General features: G+C 54.1%; 15 protein-coding genes and 1 riboswitch. Of the genes, 13 read left to right on the forward strand and 2 right to left on the reverse strand.

The annotated features are described in order from the left end of the window. The first annotated feature begins 35 nt into the window (after positions 1 to 35). The 11 genes from KI811_RS03715 (at position 36) to KI811_RS03765 (ending at position 14,897) form a co-directional block, all read left to right on the forward strand. Complete coding sequence (locus KI811_RS03715) at positions 36 to 1,499, forward strand: phenylacetate--CoA ligase family protein (protein ID WP_214185157.1); 1,464 nt, start codon at positions 36 to 38, stop codon at positions 1,497 to 1,499. A 129-nt stretch (positions 1,500 to 1,628) separates the two neighbouring features. Next, the gene (locus KI811_RS03720) at positions 1,629 to 2,816 is read left to right on the forward strand and encodes an aminotransferase class V-fold PLP-dependent enzyme (protein WP_214185158.1); all 1,188 of its coding nucleotides are present in this window, start codon (positions 1,629 to 1,631) and stop codon (positions 2,814 to 2,816) included. A 249-nt stretch (positions 2,817 to 3,065) separates the two neighbouring features. After that, positions 3,066 to 3,926 carry an XrtA system polysaccharide deacetylase gene (locus tag KI811_RS03725; protein WP_214185159.1) on the forward strand — a complete coding sequence of 287 codons (861 nt, stop codon included), beginning with the start codon at positions 3,066 to 3,068 and terminating at the stop codon, positions 3,924 to 3,926. A 43-nt stretch (positions 3,927 to 3,969) separates the two neighbouring features. Continuing rightward, positions 3,970 to 5,106, forward strand: coding sequence for a glycosyltransferase (locus tag KI811_RS03730; RefSeq protein WP_214185160.1), 1,137 nt, complete (start codon positions 3,970 to 3,972; stop codon positions 5,104 to 5,106). Positions 5,107 to 5,263: 157 nt separating this feature from the next. Next, complete coding sequence (xrt, locus tag KI811_RS03735) at positions 5,264 to 6,124, forward strand: exosortase (RefSeq protein WP_246551337.1); 861 nt, start codon at positions 5,264 to 5,266, stop codon at positions 6,122 to 6,124. Continuing rightward, positions 6,121 to 6,744 carry an exosortase C-terminal domain/associated protein EpsI gene (locus tag KI811_RS03740; RefSeq protein WP_214185161.1) on the forward strand — a complete coding sequence of 208 codons (624 nt, stop codon included), beginning with the start codon at positions 6,121 to 6,123 and terminating at the stop codon, positions 6,742 to 6,744. Before xrt ends, KI811_RS03740 begins: the two co-directional genes overlap by 4 nt. Before the next feature lie 97 nt (positions 6,745 to 6,841). Then, the gene (locus KI811_RS03745) at positions 6,842 to 7,984 is read left to right on the forward strand and encodes a glycosyltransferase (RefSeq protein WP_214185162.1); all 1,143 of its coding nucleotides are present in this window, start codon (positions 6,842 to 6,844) and stop codon (positions 7,982 to 7,984) included. Next, positions 7,981 to 9,198 (forward strand): glycosyltransferase family 4 protein, encoded by a 1,218-nt coding sequence (locus tag KI811_RS03750; RefSeq protein ID WP_214185163.1) that lies wholly within the window; start codon positions 7,981 to 7,983, stop codon positions 9,196 to 9,198. The genes KI811_RS03745 and KI811_RS03750 overlap by 4 nt, the downstream gene beginning before the upstream one ends. Positions 9,199 to 9,254: 56 nt before the next feature. Then, positions 9,255 to 10,259: an ATP-grasp domain-containing protein gene (locus KI811_RS03755; RefSeq protein ID WP_214185164.1), complete on the forward strand. Its 1,005-nt coding sequence runs from the start codon at positions 9,255 to 9,257 to the stop codon at positions 10,257 to 10,259. A 10-nt stretch (positions 10,260 to 10,269) separates the two neighbouring features. Further along, positions 10,270 to 13,083: a heparinase II/III family protein gene (locus KI811_RS03760; RefSeq protein WP_214185165.1), complete on the forward strand. Its 2,814-nt coding sequence runs from the start codon at positions 10,270 to 10,272 to the stop codon at positions 13,081 to 13,083. A gap of 145 nt (positions 13,084 to 13,228) precedes the next feature. After that, positions 13,229 to 13,305: riboswitch (cyclic di-GMP riboswitch) on the forward strand. 197 nt (positions 13,306 to 13,502) lie between these two features. Beyond that, on the forward strand, positions 13,503 to 14,897 hold the full coding sequence (locus KI811_RS03765) for a hypothetical protein (protein ID WP_214185166.1): 1,395 nt from the start codon (positions 13,503 to 13,505) through the stop codon (positions 14,895 to 14,897). 280 nt (positions 14,898 to 15,177) lie between these two features. Here the strand turns inward: KI811_RS03765 and KI811_RS18530 are convergent, their stop codons facing one another. Then, entirely contained in the window at positions 15,178 to 15,531 is a 354-nt protein-coding gene (locus KI811_RS18530; RefSeq protein WP_246551338.1) for a hypothetical protein, read from the reverse strand. A 354-nt stretch (positions 15,532 to 15,885) separates the two neighbouring features. Here KI811_RS18530 and KI811_RS03770 point away from each other — a divergent pair, with 354 nt between their 5' ends. Next, positions 15,886 to 17,196, forward strand: coding sequence for a glycoside hydrolase domain-containing protein (locus KI811_RS03770; RefSeq protein ID WP_246551339.1), 1,311 nt, complete (start codon positions 15,886 to 15,888; stop codon positions 17,194 to 17,196). Here KI811_RS03770 and KI811_RS03775 read toward each other — a convergent pair. Next, positions 17,168 to 19,330: a hypothetical protein gene (locus KI811_RS03775; RefSeq protein ID WP_246551341.1), complete on the reverse strand. Its 2,163-nt coding sequence runs from the start codon at positions 19,328 to 19,330 to the stop codon at positions 17,168 to 17,170. The genes KI811_RS03770 and KI811_RS03775 overlap by 29 nt on opposite strands. Positions 19,331 to 19,522: 192 nt before the next feature. Here KI811_RS03775 and KI811_RS03780 point away from each other — a divergent pair, with 192 nt between their 5' ends. Next, the gene (locus tag KI811_RS03780) at positions 19,523 to 20,812 is read left to right on the forward strand and encodes a nucleotide sugar dehydrogenase (protein WP_214185167.1); all 1,290 of its coding nucleotides are present in this window, start codon (positions 19,523 to 19,525) and stop codon (positions 20,810 to 20,812) included. Positions 20,813 to 20,819: the final 7 nt, after the last annotated feature.

A 20,819-nucleotide genomic window follows, 5' to 3' on the forward strand; every position in this document is an offset into this window, starting at 1 on the left:
GCCGGGTGAGGGAGAATTTAAGAAGGAGATAAACCATGCAGGTATACCCGCTGATCATGAACAGGCTCGTCATGCCGGCCGCGTCGCGGTTCACCGACCTCAAAATATGGGACGAGTACAAGGCAATGATGAAATCGGAGAGGCTGAGTCTTGAGCAACTGCGCCAGATGCAGTTGACCAAGCTTCGGGCCATTGTCCGCCATGCCTACGAGAACGTCCCTTTTTACCGACAGCGGTTCGAGTCGATCGGGCTGCATCCTGAAGATATCAAGTCCCTTGAGGATATCGAGCGGATTCCGCCGACCACCAAGGATGACATTATGGCCAACTTCCCCGAGGGAATCACGGCCGAGGGGATGGACCGCAGCCGCTGGAAGTACGTTGCCAGTTCGGGCACGACGCGCAAGATCATGGGTATCCACGATTTCCGCAAGTCAACCCTCAACTGGGCCGCGGGAATCAGGGCACACAGGCTTGCCGGCAACCACAGGATGGGGATGAAATGGATGGAGATTCCTCCTCACATGTGCACGACAATCTGCGGGATCAATGACGGGCCCAAGGGGGAGAAACTCTCTACGAAGAAGCTTGTTGAGCTTGTGAAGGGGGGCGATTTCGGCGGTGCGGGGAGGCATGTGTACGAGGGGCTCTACAGCATGCGTCACGACCTGTACAAGCGGGTGACCCTCCCTTCCTTCGGTCCTGAGGGGACCAATATCCCCGAAAGCGATATCGTTTCCTATCTGGATTCCATCCGGAGCTATCAGCCACACCTGCTGGAGGGGCTTCCTCTCTACCTCTATACGTTTGCCAAATACATCCTCGACAAGGGTGTTCCCGCTCCCCGGGTCGGAGTCATTAAGCCGTTCGGTGGTTCGCTTACCCCCTATATGAAGCAGATCATCGCCACGGCGTTTGGCTGCGAGGTGTACGACACTTACGGCTGCAGCGAGTTGGGCTTTATGGCCTGCGATTGCCCCAAGCACGAAGGGGTCCATCTCTTCATGGATCTCTACCATGTGGAGGTCCGTCACGGTGACCGGGCCGCGGCACCGGGGGAACTGGGCAAGTTCTACGTGACCGATTTGGAAAACGTGGCCATGCCGTGGATCAGGTACGAGATCGGGGATGTGGGGCGGTACTTCGAGGATGACCACGGATGCGGCAGGAGAGGGATCCGCCTTGAGGTGGAGGGGAGGGTGCAGGACACCCTGGTCAACTCCCAGGGGAAGTTTTTCACCAGTGACGAGGTGTTCGACTTTTTCCATGCCCGGAAAGAGATCGACAACTTCCAGTTGACGGAGAAATCCTCCGGCCGGTACGAGCTGCTGTGCGTTCCGGTCGAAGGTGAGGAGATTGACCGGGAGGGGATTGCCAGGGATTTCCGGGAGTTCTTCGACCCGGAGGCCAATATCAAGGCTTACGCGGTGAAGACCATCAAGGCCGAGGACGGCGGTAAGTTCAGGTTTATCAAGGCAAAGGGGCACGACAAGCTGTAATTGCTCATGGCTGCAACGTTACCCCTCACCCGGCCTTTGGCCACCCTCCCCCATGGGGAGAGGGTTTGATTTTTACCCTCGCCCTGGGGGAGAGGGGCAGGGGTGAGGGGAAAGATGAGGAGATTTTTGATGGACATCCAGAAAATCCGGGGAGATTTCCCCATCTTTGAGAGGCGCATCAATGGGAAGCCGATTGTCTATTTCGACAGCGCCGCAACTACCCAGAAGCCTCGGCAGGTGATCGATACGCTTTCCAACTACTACGCGAATCACTGCGCCAACATCCATCGCGGGGTCCATACCCTGTCCCAGGAGTCGTCGGAGCTCTATGAGGAAGCACGTCGGACCGTGGCCCGTTTCATCAATGCCGACGAGCGGGAGATCGTGTTCGTCAGGAATACGACCGAGGCGATAAACCTGGTGAGCACCTGCCTCAAGGGTGAGGGGCAGATTCTGTCCACCGTTACCGAGCACCATTCGAACCTCCTTCCGTGGGGGCGTTCACGGGACGTGGACTATGTGGACATCGACGCCCATGGGCGGATCGATGTGGAGGACCTGAAGGGAAAATTGCAGAAACCGACGCTTCTGGTCGCTGTGACCCATGTCTCCAATGTGCTCGGACTGATCAATCCGGTGGAAGCGGTTATAGCCGAGGCGCGGAAAAACGGGGCGCTTACGCTGGTGGACGCGGCCCAGTCGGCGCCACACATGGAGATCGACGTCAAGGCGATGGGGTGCGATTTCCTGGTTTTCAGCGGACACAAGATGCTGGCGCCCTCGGGTATCGGTGTCCTCTACGTGCGGGAAGAGCTCTACGAGCGGATGGAGCCCTATCTTATGGGGGGGAGCACCATCAAGGAGGCCCATCTGGGGAGTTATGTCCCGGAGGAACCCCCCACCTGCTACGAGGCCGGGACACCGAACATCGAGGGTGCCATTGCCCTGGCCAGCGCCATCGATTATCTGAGCGACATCGGGATGGAGAATGTGCTGGCCCACGACAAGGCCCTGATGGCGTTGGCCCTGGAGAGAATGAAAGCCATCGACAATGTGGAGCTTTACGGTAGCCTCGATCCGACGGACCGGCTTTCGGTCATCACCTTCAACGTCAAGGGGATGGGGTGTCACGGCGTGGCCAAGGTGCTGAACCTGAGGGAGAACATCATGATCCGCTCGGGTTTCCACTGTGCTCAGCCCCTCCACGATCGGCTTGGTATCGGGCCTACGGCTAGGATGTCGTTTTATATCTACAACACGCCTGAAGAGATCGAGCTTGCGGCAGAGCTTCTGGGGAAGATTGCGGAGTTTATTTAAAAAACCTCTCACGAAAGCACGAAAGGTTGAAAGCACGAAAAACGGCATAAAAACAGGCTGATTAGCCTAGCCCTTCTCCCCCAGGGAGAAGGTGGCCGAAGGCCGGATGAGGGGGTAGGAGAATGAAGGATCAACCACTTCCCCCTCACCCTGTCCCTCTCCCTCAGGGAGAGGGACAACTTGGTTTAGAGGTTTTGGGTTTATTTTCGTGCTTTCTCAATTTCGTGTTTTCGTGGTCAAAGAATTTGAATGCTAAACGCTCTTAGTTTCGACATAGAGGACTGGTTCCAGGTGGAAAACCTGAAGGGGGCCATTGCCGCCGAGAGCTGGAATACGTGCGACCTGCGGGTGGTGAACAATACCCGCAAAATTTTGGATTTGTTGCGGCGCCATCAGACCCGGGCAACATTCTTCATTCTCGGATGGGTTGCGGAGCGGTGCCCCGACCTTGTACGGGAAATTGCCGATGCGGGGCATGAGATCGCCAGCCACGGCTATGGGCATGAACTGGTCTACACCCAGACTCCTGAGGAGTTCCGCCGGGATCTTCGGCGATCGAAGGATATTCTGGAGGGGCTTGCGGGAACGGTTGTCCGGGGGTACCGGGCGCCTTCGTTTTCCATCAACCCGGAAACGCCCTGGGCTCTCGACGTGCTGGTTGACGAGGGGTTCACCTATGATTCCAGCGTATTCCCTACCTCGTTTCACGACCGGTACGGCTTCAGCGGTTCTTCTCTTTCTCCGTTCCGCTTCGGCAACGGGCTGGTGGAGGTGCCCCTGTCTACGGTAAGGTTCGGCGGCAAGAACATTCCCGCCGCCGGAGGGGGATATTTTCGCCTCTTCCCCTATCCGTTTTTCCGCTATCTGGCGCAACGGATCAATGGCGAGGGGAGGGCGCTGGTGTTCTATCTCCACCCTTGGGAGCTTGACCCGGAACAGCCGCGGATTCCGATCCGGCACGATTACCGGTTCAGGCACTACGTGAACCTGCGCAAGACAGGCAGGCGGCTGGATCGTCTACTGGGTGATTTCAGGTTCGGAGCGATGGGGGAGCTTGTGGCAAGGGTTGGCGGCAATGTTGCGGAGGCGCGGCAGTATCTCCATGGGTGATGCATCCGGTCAGCAGAAATCTTGTAATCGTCCGATTACGGTCATGTACATTATCGACACCTTCCTGTCGCCATGCGGTTCGCCGATGCAGGGGGGGGCGGAGAAACAGCTCGGCATTCTGGCGTCGTCCCTCGATCCGTCCCGTTTCCGACCCCTGGTTGTTCAGCTCGCGCCAAGGGGCGCGGTTCCTCTTAAGAACGGGACACTTGGTCCCGCGCGGGTGTTCCATTTTCCGACAGGCAAGTTCTACTCGCCCTCAGGATTTGGGCAGATGCTCCGGATTGCCCGCCTGGCGCGTGAAGAGCGGGTGGATATTATCCAGACCTTCTTTGAGAAGGCTGAGGTGATGGGGTGGCTGGCACGACGGCTTGCCGGTGTTCCGGTCTGGATGACATCGAGGCGGGACTTGGGGTTCAAGCGCAAGCCGGTGTATGACCGGATTTTTCGGATATCCTCCCGATCCTGCGATGGTCTTGTGGCCGTCTGCCGGGCAGCGAAAGATGAAACCGTCACCAGGGAGGGATTTCCCGCCGGGAAGATAGAGGTTATCTACAATGCCCTGGAGGATGGTACGTTAGGGGGGGCTGTTTCCCCTTCTGGTTCGCGGGCCGACCTTGGGTTACCCACGGAGGGTCCTCTTGTGGGAATGGTTGCCAATTTCAACTTTGAGATCAAGGGCCACCGTTACTTCATCGAGGCGGCAGCTCGGGTGGCTCGGGAAAGAAGCGGCGTCCTCTTCGTGTTGGTGGGAGACGGGGCACTTCGAGCCGCCTGCGAACGGCAGGCCCGAGATCTTGGGATTGCGGAGCGGATTCATTTTCTGGGGAAGCGGGGCGATGTGCCGGCAATCCTGGCGCACCTTGATGTTTCAGTGCTCTGTTCAACGAGCGAAGGGCTTTCCAATGTCATCATGGAATCCATGGCGGCTTGCAAGCCGGTAGTGGCGACACGGGTGGGGGGGAACCCTGAGCTGGTTCAGGACGGCGTGACCGGTCTGGTGGTGCCCCCTGCCGATTCGACCGCCTTGGGGGAGGCGATCGGAGCGCTTCTTGACGACCCGCCGCGAGCCGCAGCCATGGGGGCGGCAGCACGACAGATTGCCGAGGAGCGATTCTCAGTGCGGGCCATGGTTGAAGCGCACGAGAAGCTGTATGCTCGGTTGTGCCTGGAAAAGATATGAATCAAAAAACTTTTCACGAAAGCACGAAAGGTTGAAAGCACGAAAAAAGGCATAAAAACAGATGAAGTCTTAAAATATAAGGGTTTTATTTGTTTCTTTCGTGCTTTCCTAATTTCGTGATTTCGTGGTGAAAGTTTTTGAGTATGCGAGAGGTACTATGATGGAGTTAGCCGCGAAAAGCAGTCTACTGCCCGACAGAAAGGGAATGTTCCTGGGGTTGGTTTCCCTCGGACTGTTCCTCTATGCTTACCACGATACCTTCCTGTGGCTCGTGGAGCGGTACGACAACCCCGATTCCCACTACTCTCACGGTTACTTGATTCCGTTCATCTGTGGCTATCTGGTCTGGCTGAAGCGGAAAGATCTGGCTGAACTGCCGCGGTCGAGTTCGCGGCTGGGGTTAGCCCTGATCGTCGGTGCTTTGCTGGTCCACGTGGCGAGCGTCTGGACCCACACCTTCTTTACCTCCGGCTTTTCGATCATGACCCTGGCCATCGGCCTCTGCCTCTATCTCTACGGCCCCGCGATCACCAGGCAACTTGCGTTTCCATTGGGGTTCCTCGCCTTCATGTTCCCGCTGCCGATGCGGGTAATCTCTGCTGTTTCCTTTCCCCTAAAGATGATGGTCGCCAACATGGGCACGGCAATCATGGAGCGGTCCGGAATGCCCATTGTCCGCGAAGGGGCGGTGATCCACCTGACCAACGCCACGCTTTCCGTGGGGGACCCCTGCAGTGGCATCCGCTCCCTCATTGCGTTGATGGCCATGGGAGCCCTGTTCGCCTATCTCCTTCGGGGCAGCTTTACCAGAAAACTTCTTATTTTTCTTCTGGCGGTGCCGGTGGCCATTGCGACTAATGTGTTGAGGGTCTGTACCCTTATCTTTGTGGCCGACAAGTTGGGGGGAGAATGGGCGTCTCCGGAACACTGGTTCCACACCACCTCTGGTCTTGCTGTTTTCTTTGTCAGTATGGCCATTCTTTTCGGCATCATGAGGGTTCTGGAGCGTCCTGAATGAAAGCGATTACGATATTACTGCTGTTGCTTGCCACGTCGGGATTTGTCCTGATTGACAACCATCTGGCCAACAAGCCGGTTACGGTTAAGCTCGAGGATTTCCCCTTTACTGTGGGAGAGTGGCGGGGAACCCCCTATACCGTTGAGGAGCGGGTTAAGGACATCCTGGAGACCGAGTACATCCTGAGCCGCGATTATACGAGCCCCCAGGGTGAGCATGTGTATCTCTCCCTGGTCTACTATCCCGACAACAAGATCGGTTTCCACAACCCCGAATCGTGCAATACCGGCGTCGGCATGAAGGTGCTTGAAGAACGCATTGTCCCGATTACGGTGACGCTCGCCGGTGGTAAACAGGAGCAGATCGATCTCAACAGGCTGGTGCTGGGCTATACCGAGCCGGTCCGGGTTATTTACTACTTTTATCTGTCCGGCGACCGGATGTCCGGCAAGTATTCAACTTTCAGGTGGGAGATGCTTCAGCAGCAGATGCAGTTCAAGCGTCCGAGCGGCGCCCAGGTGCAGTTGCATATTCCGGTGCGGGGGAGTGTGGATGCGACGCGGGAAGTGGTGACGCGCTATATGAATTCCCTGGCTCCTGCTCTCATCTCTTTTTTCTGATTTATTCTGTCCCCTCACCCCTGCCCCTCTCCCTCAGGGCGAGGGGATAATTTAAACCCTCTCCCTGGGGAGAGGGTGGCCGAAGGCCGGGTTACCCGTGACTGAAAAGCCTCTCCATATCCTCCATCTTATAAGCACCTCCGGCCTTCTGGGGGCCGAGCGGGTGCTGCTTGAACTGGCGTCCCAGTCCCGTCGACTCGGCATGAATGTGACCGTGGCCGCTTTGAAAAACAGCCGAAATCCGAATACGGAACTGGCAGAGGCTGCCCGCAGGGCTGGGCTGACCACCGTGGTCGTCCCGTGCGGGGGACGTTTCGATGCGGGTGTTATCGGCACCCTTGCGGAGGTGCTCCGCAAATCGGGCGCACATATTGTCCACTCCCACAACTACAAGAGTAATTACTACGCCCGGAGGGCTGCGGCGCTAACAGGTGCGCGCTGGATCGTCACTAATCACGGCAGGAGGGCCGGTTTTAAACTGCTCGTTTACGCTCTTCTCGATGCCTTGCTGGTGAGGAAGGCCAACCGGGTAGTTGCCGTGTCTCCAAGAATCGCCGACCAGCTTGCAGCATTGGGAATCAGCAGAAGGGTTCTGTCGGTCATAGACAACGGGGTCGATTTCAATCGTTTCGAAAACCTGCCGGACAAGATTGATGCCGGCAGATCGCTCGGAGTATCCGAAGATTCCTACGTAATCGGCACTGTGGGGGCGCTTACGGAGGAAAAGGGACACTGTTATTTGCTGCAGGCAGTGACTAGCGTCCGTAAATCGATGCCGAACGCAGTGTGCGTGCTGGTGGGAGATGGCCCTGAGAGAACCCGCCTTGAGCAGATGGCCCGGGAGCAGGGCATTGCGGAAGCGGTTGTTTTCGCGGGAAAACGGGATGATGTCCCGTCGATTTTGCCTCGCTTCGATCTTTTTGTCCTTCCATCCCTCAGCGAAGGGCTTCCCATGGCCCTTCTGGAGGCGCAAGCGGCAAAGGCTCCGGTCATCGCTACCAACGTGGGGGCAATTCCCAGCGTCATCCAGAATGGAATCACCGGTCGGATCGTTCCTTCCGGAGATGCTCCGGTCCTTGCTGAAGCCATAATTTGCAGCCACGACGAAGCGGACAATACCCGCCACATGGCGCTGAAAGGGTACGAACGAGTGAAAGAGCACTATTCTGCTGAAATCATGGCACAGCGTTATCTCGAAATCTACCGGGAGATGATTCTAACAGGGGGTCCTAAGGGATGAACGTCCTGTTTCTCTCCACCAAGAGCCCCTATCCCCTCATCAACGGCCACAGTCTGCGTACCTATCACACACTGCGGGATGCGGCGCGACGCCATGACGTTACCCTGGTGACCTTCATCCAGCAACCGGAACATGAGCTGAAGCCGGAGCATATTGAGCATCTCAAGAGTTTCTGCAAGGAAGTGCACACGTTTCCGATTCCTGTTGATCAGTCACGCGCAAAACTCGCCTTTTCACTTGGCCTCAACCTGCTGTCCGACCTTCCTTTCGTGGCGACCAAGTATGACTCACCGGCGATGCGGGCGAAAATCAGGGAGATCATTGGGAACAACAAGATTGACCTTGTCCATGTGGACTTGCTTCCCCTCTCGGTCTATTTGAATGAATTTGCCAAGTTGCCAAAGATTTTGGTCAACCACAATGTTGAATCGGTCAGACTTCAGCGTTGGGCGGAATCTGATCCGAGTCCGCTGAAGCGGGCTTTTCTGAGGCTGCAGTGGCGGAGGCTCTGCCGGTTTGAAAAGGAAATGGTTAACCGTTTTGACCGGTGCATTGCCGTTTCCGAGTTGGATCGTGACGTTCTTGTTAATATGGGGGTGACAATACCGATTTCCGTGGTGCCCAACGGGACGAATACCGAGTTCTTCAAGCCCATGGGGCGGCCTCCCATTGAGAATTCCGTGCTCTGGCTGGGACACATGGATGTCCACACTAATCGCGATGCAGTCCTTTATTTCTGGCGCGAGATCTGTCCCTTGATCCGTCAACGCAAACCCGACGCCACCATTATCTTTGTGGGCACTGCTCCGCCCCGGGAGATTGCCGATGCCGCTGCCGGCGACCCGCGGGTGAGGGTGACCGGCTTCGTTGATGATATCCGCACCTACGTCGACGAGGCGCGGGTGGTGGTGGTGCCGATAAGGATCGGCAGCGGCACGCGGCTCAAGATACTGGATGCCATGGGGATGGGAAAGGCTATCGTTTCAACGTCGGTTGGATGCGAAGGGCTTGCGGTGGAGCATGGCAGGAATATACTTGTTGCCGACACCCCCGAGTCGTTTGCGGAAGGGGTAATGTCTGTTCTTGCCGACAATAATTTGCGCGAAGCTTTGGAACTTAATGCGCGGGATTGTGCCTTCACCTATGATTGGAGCAAGTTGTGCGAGGAGCAGGAGCGAACTTATCAGGCAGCGTTGAAAATGTCCGGGGTTTAGCGGATACTTGATTGGACGGATTATGGCTGTAAGCCGATGCAAGGGGGGAAATTCACATGAAAGCTGTCCTGATTAAATCGAAAGAACGCTTTGAAGCCTTTAAGAAGACTCTGGAAGGCAATGGGATTACCTGCGTTGTCCTTGATTTCGATAAGCAGGAGTGGGTTGGTTATGATTACAGTTCGGTCGATTTTCTTATTTATTATTCCTCCTTTGATTTCAGCTCCAATCATCCGCTGGCACTCTATAAGGTATATGACAATCTGATATTTATTAAAAACGAATACCCTCACCTGAAAATGTACCCTGACCCGGCCATCATTAAATACTACAATGATAAATACAGGCAATTTTTGTTCTTAAGCAAACATGGTTATCCGATTCCGCATACAATCCCTCTTTTTTCAGAGGAATCGCTCGAAGAGGCTGATGCGAAGCTCGGGTATCCGATGATCATAAAAAACAGATACGGTGCCGGAGGAGATTCTGTTTTCAAGATCAACAATAAAGAAGAACTCTACGAATTTTATCGCCTGTCCAGCCTTGACCTGTTCAATGTGAGTTCTGTCAAATATTTTACGTCGATGCTGAAAAGAAGGATCTTTTACTATCATCTGATCAAAGCAAAGAGAATGGTGTATCCGTTTTTGTCTACGCCACTGTTGGCACAGAAATTCGTCAAAATTGATCGAGACCTGAAGACTGTTGTGGGGGATGGCAAGGTCGTGGAAGCCCACTGGCGTTTCCAGGCCAACGAGGAGCAGTGGAAGGTCAATATCGATGGTGGCGGGATCGGCGTCTGGAGCGAAGTCCCCCGCGAGGCGCTGGATGTATCGGAGAAGCTCGCAAAGGATTTGGGTACCAGTTGGCTGAATATAGATTTGCTTTATACGGGAGAGGGGTTCCTGATTACCGAATTTTCTCCGGTATGGCACCACTATGCCTATAAAGAGAAGCCTTCCTTCGTTTACAAGGATGACTATAACATTGAGATGCCTTTGGAGGAATCGCTGAATCTTGAGAAGATAATAGTTGAATCTCTTATAAAAAAATCAAGCTGAAAGATTTTGTATGCCGCTAATTAAATCTAAAAATATTATTGTTACTGTCATTTTTGCAGCACTAACAATTATCTTGTCGATATTGTATGCTTGCGGAAATAGTGACGGAAACGCAAAGGTATCTAACTATAGTATCAATCCTGAACATCCAAGAATTTACCTTGATAAGCAAAGGCTGAAAGAAATACGAAGGCGTTGCTCGACTGCCGGTACTGCACAGTTCAAATATTATGCTTTACTTAAAGAGTACGGTGATAAATACAATAGAATAAAATCAAAACCTGCTGTTGATGATTGTTTTATCCTGGCTTTCCTTTATTCGTTGGGTGAGATCCCGGGAGTTGATTATTCACGCCGTTCCGTAAGCGAGTACGGCAGAGCGGCAATCGATATCCTGCTCCAACTGAGCCCTCCCCAGGACTACGATTATTTCAAGCGGCAGACCCCCTTATTTATTGCTTGTTATGACTGGCTTTTCCAGGCAATGAAGCCCCAGGAACGCGCTCTTGTGTACGGCAATCTCATATCATCGGCAGAGAAGATGTGCATGTCCTTGAGCAAGCCGATCGGCGGAAGGTTCAGGGAATCCAGGGAAATGTACGCGTTCTATGGTTTGGCCTTTTGGGGAGATGGTAAGCATATATATCCCGATGATCGGGTATTGGCCGAAGCGGTTGACAAGAGAGCGAGGGGCTATTCAGACTTTTTCGTGTCATGGTGGAGAGATCAGAATCTCGGGATTCTGGAGGCAACTTGCAAGGGAGGGGCTTATCCCGCGGGGACCATGTACGGTGAAGCTCCATATCCCTTTAAGCTGTGGGCCTACGATGCGTGGGCCACGGCTAGTGATTTAAGCTTTTATGATGACAAAACGTCGATAACAGAGTTTCCGTTATTCTTTCTTTACCAGATGCTTCCCTATCCCACTCACGTAAGATATGACAACGCAAACGGGAGGGCGGGTGGGGCAAACGGCATTGTTCGTTATGGCGATTACCGATACGTTGGCTTCACTCCGGTGGCGAGCCGCTTCAATTTCACAAACATTGCTCAGGCTCAAGGGGTTGCCTGGCAAAAAGGGGATAAAGATAGTGCTGCTGCTTTAAACTGGCTGATACAACAACAGGGGGATTTTAAGGAATCGCCGTTGGGCGGCCCTTTTCGTACAGATAAATGGATAGGGCCTAATCCGATCCTTGTTTGGGATATAATTTTCCGCGAGGGTACGATTGAGGCTAAATCACCGAAAAAGCTCAGCCTTCCTCTGGCCAAGCATTTTGGCACTATCAACACCGGCAAGGCGATTAAGCCTGATTTCCCGAACGGCAGACCGGAGGGGGCTGGGATCACTGTTATGCGAAGTTCCTGGGATGATCCTGACGGCACGCTTATCTGGTTCAAGGCGTCAAGCACGCCTGTCGTACATGACCATCGGGATCAGGGGAGTTTTCAGATCTACAAGAAAGGATGGTTGGCGATCGACAGCGGCCAATATGAGGAAACTGCACACCGTGGCAACTATACATCCCGTACGGTAGCCCACAATTCCCTCCTCGTTTACAATCCGGATGAAAGGCTTGATAGTAACAAGACCGATGCAGTTTGGAAGGGGTATGCCAATGATGGGGGGCAACGTTGGGTTGAGCCTCCCAAGAACCTGAAAGAACTTAATGACGGCAGCCAGTTCCTTGGCGGGATTACTGCTTTCAAGAGCGTACCGAATCTATTCGATTTTGTTCAATCTGATATAACAAGATCTTACAATTCCACTGAAATCACTTCGGAAGGGCACAAAGCAAAGGTTTCTCTCGTCACAAGGAGCCTCATCTATCTCAGACCTGACGACATCATAATTGTGTTCGACAAGGTTAACACCACGAAAGATACATCTCCGACAAGGTGGCTTCTTCATTCCATTTACAGGCCTGAATTGAACGGGAAGGAAAGTTTTTCAGGTGTCATATCTTCCAGCCAAAAAATTCCCGGCAAATCCCAGGGGGTGAGGTTGCAGGGAGATGTGCGTGGGGGAATATCCGAGTCACGGGATACGGATGTCATTGCCATAAAGGGATGGAACTTCGGTCCGTCAGAAGGGCGTCTTCTGGTCAGGACTTTGTTGCCGGAACGGCATATAACGCGGGTAGTGGGGGGCGGAGATCGCAAAGGAGTTCGCCGAACCTCCCTCGCCAGGCCTTACGAAGGCGGGGATACCGTTTATCTGCGTGACGCGTCGGGGATCGCGCCCGGCGACTTCGTCTATATTGGGGAGACAGGCAATCCCTATGATAAGGGGAGTTCCGGGAAACCCAACTGGCTGGTCGATGATGTGTACTACCAAGGGTGGGGGAACGTCAGTAACGTCGATTCGACGACGGGACGGGTAACATTCAGTGCATATCGATTCGGCTTGCCCAAATTCCCTCAAGGAACCGGGGCAGTACGAAGCGATCATGCGAATGCCGGTTCGTATGAATTTATGGATGCGGAATATAACCAATGGGGAATGAGTGGGGAGTCCGTGGCAAATGCCGGTCCGTACATCATGCAGCATGGGAGTTGGCGGGTAGAGGTTGAACCGATGGATCCGGAGAGGAATAATTTATTTCTCCATGTTATGGAGCCATGTAATTCTGATAGTTTAATTAACAAAAAAAATATTATTACTAATAATATATCAGTTGTTAAAGAAAAGGAAATTATTAAACTGGATGTGCGGGGACATAAATACAGATATTATATGGAACTGAGCAAGAGAGATTCTAATATGAATATTGATATTTTCGATGCAGGTAAAAAAATATATAGCACCAAGAATAAGATATGACTGAGCTTACATTAAATAAGTTAGGTTAATTAGTGTAAAAACTACTGCAAGCATTGATAAAGCTTAGGTTGATAGTGTTGACAAATTAGCATTAAAGTTTTAAACCTAGCCAGCCGATAAGGAACAATAAATACCAATAACCGATATACGATAATACTAAACCATCCGTGAGGATGGGACGGAAAGCCTAAAGGGTCTCATTGAGACAGCCGGGTCGCCGAAATATCTTTCATATTTTGGCCCCGGCTTTTTTTTATCTAAAGTCTGTTAGAAATCAAGCGGTTTGAGATTACGCATGGAAGGAGGTGAAGAGATGTGAATTACGCAAGAGATAGTAATCAACTGTCGCAAGACGGGATATTTCAGCGTTTGAATCACCTGGAATATGAAACCATTATGCAAGACTCAGGGAGTATAAGATGATAAAAAAACTTGCTGTATTATCGGTTTACACGGTTATTTCGACAGTGATAATGACGTCGCATCAAGCAATTGCAGCAACTGGCACCGCAAAGATCAATTACGTTGTCAATGATACGAATTTTTATCCAATCCCGTCTGTCCCTCAGCCGGCAAAAGGTCAAAGTTATGTCGATCCTCTGTTCAATACCCAGATTACCAGGATTACCGATTCCATTACTGAAGTCCCGAGAATAGCCTCAACTGGGAAATCGGGGTATGCTCAACCTGGGTATCCCAAGCATGACATCGAAAATGCCGACGGAACCAAGCTCCTTGTTCAGTCTTATGCTTCTGGCAGCAGTGCTTGGCACATCTACAATGCAACCCCTCCATACAACAAGATAAAAGAGATTCCTATCAAGTATGTGGGCTGGGGGAGTCCCATAGACGCAAGATGGGATGCAAAAGATCCCAACGTTCTTTACTACCAGTGGAAAAAGACTATGTGGAAGTACAACGTTGTTACGGATGAAAACATAGCCTTGCATGACTTTGGGAAAGATTTTCCCGCGGTGGCGGGAACCAATTACCCTTCGTGCAGTCAAACCATGCAGGAAGAGGGGAAGCCTTCGGATGATTCACGATACTGGGCATTCAATATACGTTGCTACGATCCCTCGAAGAACCCGACCTGGTTCGACGTTGCCAAGGTGGTTTACGACAAGGATTTTTACGAAAAGGACAAGGGGAAGATCATTTCCAGCATTACCCCTGACAATCCCATCTGGCAAGACGCGGGTTTCGTATCCATGAGTCCTTCGGGCAAATATGTCTGGACTGGAGACGTTCACAGGATTTACGACAGGAACTTTACCACTCGAAGAGATTTGGGTTGCGCCAACCATGCTGACATAACTTACGATTCGGGAGGCAAGGAGGTTGTGGTGTGCGGACAGAGGTATTATAAGGGCGGGTATACCGATCTCGGCACATGGCTCAAGATGGTGGATATCGAAACAGGCGAATCTAACTGGTTGGCTCCCATGGGCTCGGGTGGATACCATATTTCAGGGCTCTCTCGCCAAAAGCCGGGATGGGCGGTTGTTTCGACCTATACGCCAAATTTCCCATCCGCGCCGACAAAGTGGGCAGATCAATCCATTTATATGGTGAGGCTGAAGAGAATGGCCAATACGCCGGATAATCTCAACCACGCCCCGGTTTGGCGGGTAGCCAATACGCGCAGTGAGAGAAAAAGTTACAGCGATGATCCGTTTGCCAAGATCAACAAGAGAGGCACAAAGATATTCTTCGGCTCCAACTGGGGAACTCCGTATTCATCGGGGGGGAAATATGATCTTTACCAGATAAATCTTCCTGACTCCTGGTATGTGGACCTTAATGCCTATTGAGGTAACGACAGTTCCGCATAATGCTGCGGGGAAGAGAACAACTCTAAACTAAAATTTGTTTCATATCCGTGCTATAATAAAATTTAAGCTCCTCGTGATTGTCGCGGTTGTCGAATGAAATCCCATCACAAGGAGCTTTTTCTTTTTCTCAATCACTCAATCAGACATATCAGTTGCGGGTTGTATGAAGATCAGGCTAAAGACAATTTTCAATGGCAGTGTTGCGGTTATCTTTTTTGCGGCCCTTGCTGCCTGCTCCCTGCCACCGGTTGAGACTGAATCAGTCAATATCATTTCTTACCAAATCCGCAACCGCGTCGTTTACCTCCAGCAACCATACCTCCGTTCCTCCCTCATTGTCGGATTCAAGGTCGGAACCGGCAATCTCTCCCTTGAAAAGTCTGCGGTCGATGGCGAATTGAGCCTTAACGGCATCCCGGTCGGACGAGACACTATTTCTACCCTTGATGGGCCCACGGGGAGCCTCAGTTTCGATATTCTTGATAATGTGGACCTGGCTGACAGGGATCATCCCTATTTCATACCCGAAGGGCTCTACTCGGTTCAACTTCGAGTCAAGGACCGTGAAGGCAGGGTGGTTGCCCAACTCCGAAAAGAGTTCAGTCGAAACCAACTGGGGCGCACTTTTGTGTCATCTGGTTATGAGTATAAACCGTTCCGGATTCTCCCTGACCAGGATAAAGGCGGTAGCCAGGTGGTTCGTTCGGTCTATGCGCGTGTCGACTGCGACGAGGGAACGTTATTCGCACACAGCCCTCAGGAGCGAGTCTTTATCGGGAGCGTGCCTGGCAAAGAGCCGGCTGGTAAGATGATTACCATTCGCGTGGCTCGGGGTGAACTGCGTTCCGTCGCGCTTTCCCTTCATGCGAGGAGGGATCTCGGCGTTGTATCTCCCCAGGTGTCGCCCCCGCAGAACGCCGACCGCTTGGTCCTTCGCCTGGGGGTATCTTGTGGAGTTGTACGAGACTTGTCCGAAGTGGTACGGGAGGACGCTAAATCAACCACGCTGCATGTCCGCCGGGCTCCCCGACTCATCGAACCAGGGACGGTGACAGTCGGCAAGGATGAGACTCGCGGCTTCTGGCTGACGCTCGCCGTTCCAGTTGACGCGGTTCCCGGCACCTACCAGGGGGCTTTTGAGGTCAGGACCAAGTCAGGAGGACTGCTCACATTGCCGGTAATGGTGGAAGTCCTGCCATTCACGCTGCCGGAACCGGACATCCGCTTCGGCATGATGATGGATTACGCCTTCTACGAACTGGATAATCCCGGATGGAGCGCTGAGGAGAAGCGAATCCTCGCCAAGCGGGGAGAGGAGATCTATCGGGATTTCCGCACCCACGGCATGAACGTCGCCTATCCCCATTCCCATTTCTTCTATCGCACTGACGACAAGGGACGACCTGTGCTCGAAGGACTGAAGGCTGCTCTTGAGTCATATCGCAGTCAGGGATTCTCCGGTCCCTTTGTCTGGTATCTCGGGCATCTGCTCCATACAGCCAAGCCGCAACATCCCGGGAGCATTCTGTTGTATGACGAAGCGGTGGCCGTGCGGCGTCTGCGGGCTCTTCTCTCCGAGTTGGAACGATTGTGCCGCGAAAAGGGAGTCGCGAAGGAACGGGTGTTGATCCAGGTGGTGGATGAGCCAGACCGACGGGACAAGATGCGCACCAAAGTCGGTGAAACGCTCAATGGAATCGTGCGCGAGATGGGATTCAGGACCCTGATTACCCGTCCCTGGCCGAAAATGGATGTAATCTGTACCGGTGATCCGGATAACGATGCCGAGGCCGACAGACTCAGGAAAACAGCGCATGAATGGTGGATCTATCCTAACGGGGCACTGACGGGGCAGAATCTGAGCTATACCCGCTATGTCTTCGGCTTCGGCGCGTGGCGCTGGGGGGTGAACGGTGTCGTGCCATGGACCTACCAGATGAGCCAGGGAAGCAATGGCAACCCCTTCACTGTGCTGGATGGTCCCGAGGTTATGGTAGCCTATCCGGGTGCTGCTGGTCCGCTTTCCACGCCGGTCTGGGAAACAATCCGGGATGGCATCAATGACTATCGCTATATCCAGACACTCCGCGGACTCATTGCCCGGGCAAAGTCTCGGGGCGACGGGCGGGGCGTCCGTGTTGAGCGTGAACTGGAGCGCCTGAAAAAGAGTCTTGGCGCAGGTCCGACGGAGGCGGAGGGGAACTACGGCGCATGGCCACCTGGAAGCTTTGATGAGGTTCGCGGCAGGATTATTGCCCTGATCCGGGAGCTGCGCTGACGACCTCGCGCAGGACGGACCGATTTCCGTAAGGATCGGTCAGTTCTGCGGTGAAGTGATAGGAGATGCCGGGTTTTAAGCCGGTGACGACAATGGTTGGCCTCCGCGAATAAAGAGCCGTTTGGGTTGTGGAAGGGTGAGTATCGGCTGCCGTGACGGTGACATTCATGAGGGCTACTTCCGGTGCGCTTGGATCGAAGTCCAGCTCCGTGCCGACTATAGCGGTGGTTTTGTCGTCTCTGACTGCCCACCGGATAGCGAGTCCCTTGGATGCCCGCGGCAGGGTTTGGTCCATAACGGTATGGTTCAGGTCGGGGTGGAAGAGGGGATCGCCGATCAGCGACGTGGACCAGTTCACGTGATAGGTGGAGCGGAGGAAGCATTCCCCCAGGTCCCTACCGCGCAGGAGGTATTTCTGGAGAATCCGGTTGTCCCAGAAGGTGGTGTTGGTGATGTGGGGGCCACCGCTGCCAGCCGGTGAGCCTGCCGCAGTAACGGTGACCCCTTGCGAGATGAGCTGCCAGACACCGGCTTTTTTATGGTTAAGCCCGTTGGAACTGGAAACGAACCTCTCGATGCCTCCCGGGTAGAATCCGAAGCGCCGCCAGTCCCTCGTTCCGGGTTTGTCGCTGCTGGCGGTGTCGCCTGCTGGACGGGCCAAGAAGGGTACTCCCTGCCCACTTTCCGATTCTCGGATGGGAAATCCAAGTGCGGCCAACTCTTTCCCCCCGGAGAGTTTCTTAGTCACGGCCGATTCCAGAAGCACCGGGAGTTTTGAGGAGAAAAGCCGCTTGATGCCATCTCTCCGCTCTTCATCGTCCATCTCGGGGCGGAGGTACTTCGAGGCGTAGATGGCATAATCGACCAGCCGCTTGGCCTCTTCGGGAGTGCTGCCGTCCAGTCGGGACACGGCGTAGGCGAAAAAGGACTCTTCCTTTTCCCGCCGCTCCCGTTCAAGGGGTGGGAGATTGACGAATGTGGGGGGTGGAGCTCCTTTCCTAAGGAAGGAGTATGCATCAGGATGCATGTAGGGATTCCAGCGGGTTCCTCCGAGGGGATTCCGCATGGCTGTCGTTATCAGGTGGTTGATTACCCCCTTGTCGGAGTCTTTGCCCCGGGAACTGTAGAGGGAAATTATGGGCGGTCGCAAGGTTGCCCAAGGATAGTAGATGGTCTGCAACCGCTGCTCGACAGAGGTGAGGGAGCCGTGTTCGCCCCAGCTCGCAGTGACGCCGTGGTCAAGGCCGAAGACGCCGTTTCCCGCATAGGGGACGCCATGCACCACGACGATGTAGAGGATATGATCCTTGAGGCGTGTGCCGTCGGGAAGGGCATTTCGCGGGTCTTCGAGGAAATTTCGCACGGGTGTCAGTACATCTTCCTCAAGGATTCTGTCGTCGGGAATGCCATCGGGACCGGTGGGGGAGAAAATGAAGTTCCGGATGTCATGGTAGCGGAGCGTGAGGTCTCGAAGCACCGTGCCGGCATGGTTTTTTAAAGTGATAGAAACAGTGACGGTCCCGGCAAAGAATCTGGTGGCGTCGAGCCGGATGCTCCTGCCCTTGCCGTCCGCAGGGGGAGGATAGACGGCATCGTTGCCCGGTTTGGCCGGAATGCCGCTGATCTGCAAAGCCGTTGAGATGGGGGGGACGACTTTTTCCTCTCCGGTCACCTCGGAACGGCAGGAAATGCGGAGGGTCTCCCAATCGGCGTCCGGCTCCGAAATGTGGACTTCCACCTTGCGTGAATCACGGACCAGTTCACCACGGCCCGGGGCTGGTCCCTTGCCTCTGAACGCGATGCCGTTGCGGTTATCGGTGCTCTCTTCCCGGATGGCCCAGTCATTCAGATGCTTCTTGCCCGGGTGGCGGCAGCTCAGGCCGAGGAGATAGGGTTTCTTGCCGGTTTTCGGATCGGCGTGCATGGCCGCGTAGTACTCGGCTACTTCCCGCGAATCCTGTTCCGCAGTGCTCCCTTCACTCCTGTTTTTCCAGTCGGCGTTGTAGATGACGAGAACCCGGTCCGGAGTAGCAGCATAGGGCTCCAGGTTTTCCCTGGCCAGGGTTTTGGCTGTGATGCTGAAAACGAAGATGGTTGCTGCGAGAAGTATTCGGGCGGCGTAGGTACTGAGCATGGAGGAATACCTCATTGAATGGCGGAACTCGAAGAGTATACCAGATTCTGCCTGTCGGATCAGTTTACAATGTAGCCTCATTTTTTGTGTCGATATTCTTTACACGCCCGGTGTTGTCTGGTAAAGATAAATTCACTGTAGCGTGAGAGCTGACAATGTTGTCAGTGTTAATTAATTGGATCAGGAGCATGCATGAATTCTCTCAATCGTACGGTTTCCGTCGTTGGTCTCGGCTATGTGGGGCTTCCCGTGGCAGTGGCTTTTGGCAAGGTCAGGAAAACAGTCGGCTTTGATATCAACCCGGTGCGCATCAGAGAGCTCAGGGAAGGACATGACCGGACAGGGGAAGTGGAAACGGAGGATCTGAAGGCTGCTGATATCCTTTTCACCGATTCCATCGACGAGCTGAAGCAGGCGGATTTCCATATCGTCGCGGTGCCGACGCCGGTTGACGAGGCCAACCAGCCCGATCTCACCCTGATGCTGAAGGCATCGGAAACGGTGGGCAAGGCTCTGAAAAAAGGCGATATCGTTGTGTACGAGTCAACGGTTTATCCCGGAGTCACCGAGGATGAGTGCGTTCCGGTGCTGGAGCGGGTGTCGGGCCTGAAGAGCGGCAGTGACTTCACGGTTGGCTACAGCCCCGAGCGGATCAACCCCGGCGACAAGGAACACACCTTCACAAAGATCAAGAAAGTGGTGGCGGGGCAGGATGCGGCGACCCTGGAGACCGTCGCCCGGGTTTACGAGTCGGTGGTGACTGCCGGGGTCCACCGGGCGGCGAACATCAAGGTGGCCGAGGCTGCAAAGGTCATCGAGAATACCCAGCGGGATCTGAATATCGCTCTCATGAATGAACTGGCCCTTATTTTCGATCGTCTCGGCATCGACACCAATGATGTGCTGGAGGCGGCCGGAACCAAATGGAACTTCTTGAAGTTCCGGCCGGGGCTTGTCGGGGGACACTGCATCGGCGTCGACCCCTATTACTTGACTCATAAGGCCGAGAAGATCGGCTACATTCCCCAGGTTATCCTTGCGGGCCGCCGGATCAACGACGGCATGGGGAAGTACATTGCCCAGCAGGCGGTGAAGGGGATGATCCATGCGGGGCACTGCGTACGTGGCTGCACGGTGACGGTGCTGGGGCTCACCTTCAAGGAGGACTGCCCCGATCTCCGCAACTCCAAGGTGATCGACATCATCCGCGAGTTGGAGGATTACGGCATCGAGGTGCAGGTGCACGATCCCTTGGCCGATTCGGAAGAGGCTTCCCACGAGTATGGCGTCAGGCTCGTCCCCTTCGGGGAGCTGAAGCCGGCCGCTGCGGTGGTTGCCGCTGTTGCGCATCGCGACTACCGGGAACTGTCTGTGGAAGGGGTCAAGGGGCTGATGGGGGATGGGCCGGTGCTCGTGGATGTGAAGGGTATCTACGATCCAGACGCGGTCCGTGCCGCCGGCATCAGGCTCTGGAGGCTGTAGCGTTACG

The sequence above is a fragment of the Geobacter hydrogenophilus genome (assembly GCF_018501225.1).
Classification (GTDB): domain Bacteria; phylum Desulfobacterota; class Desulfuromonadia; order Geobacterales; family Geobacteraceae; genus Geobacter; species Geobacter hydrogenophilus.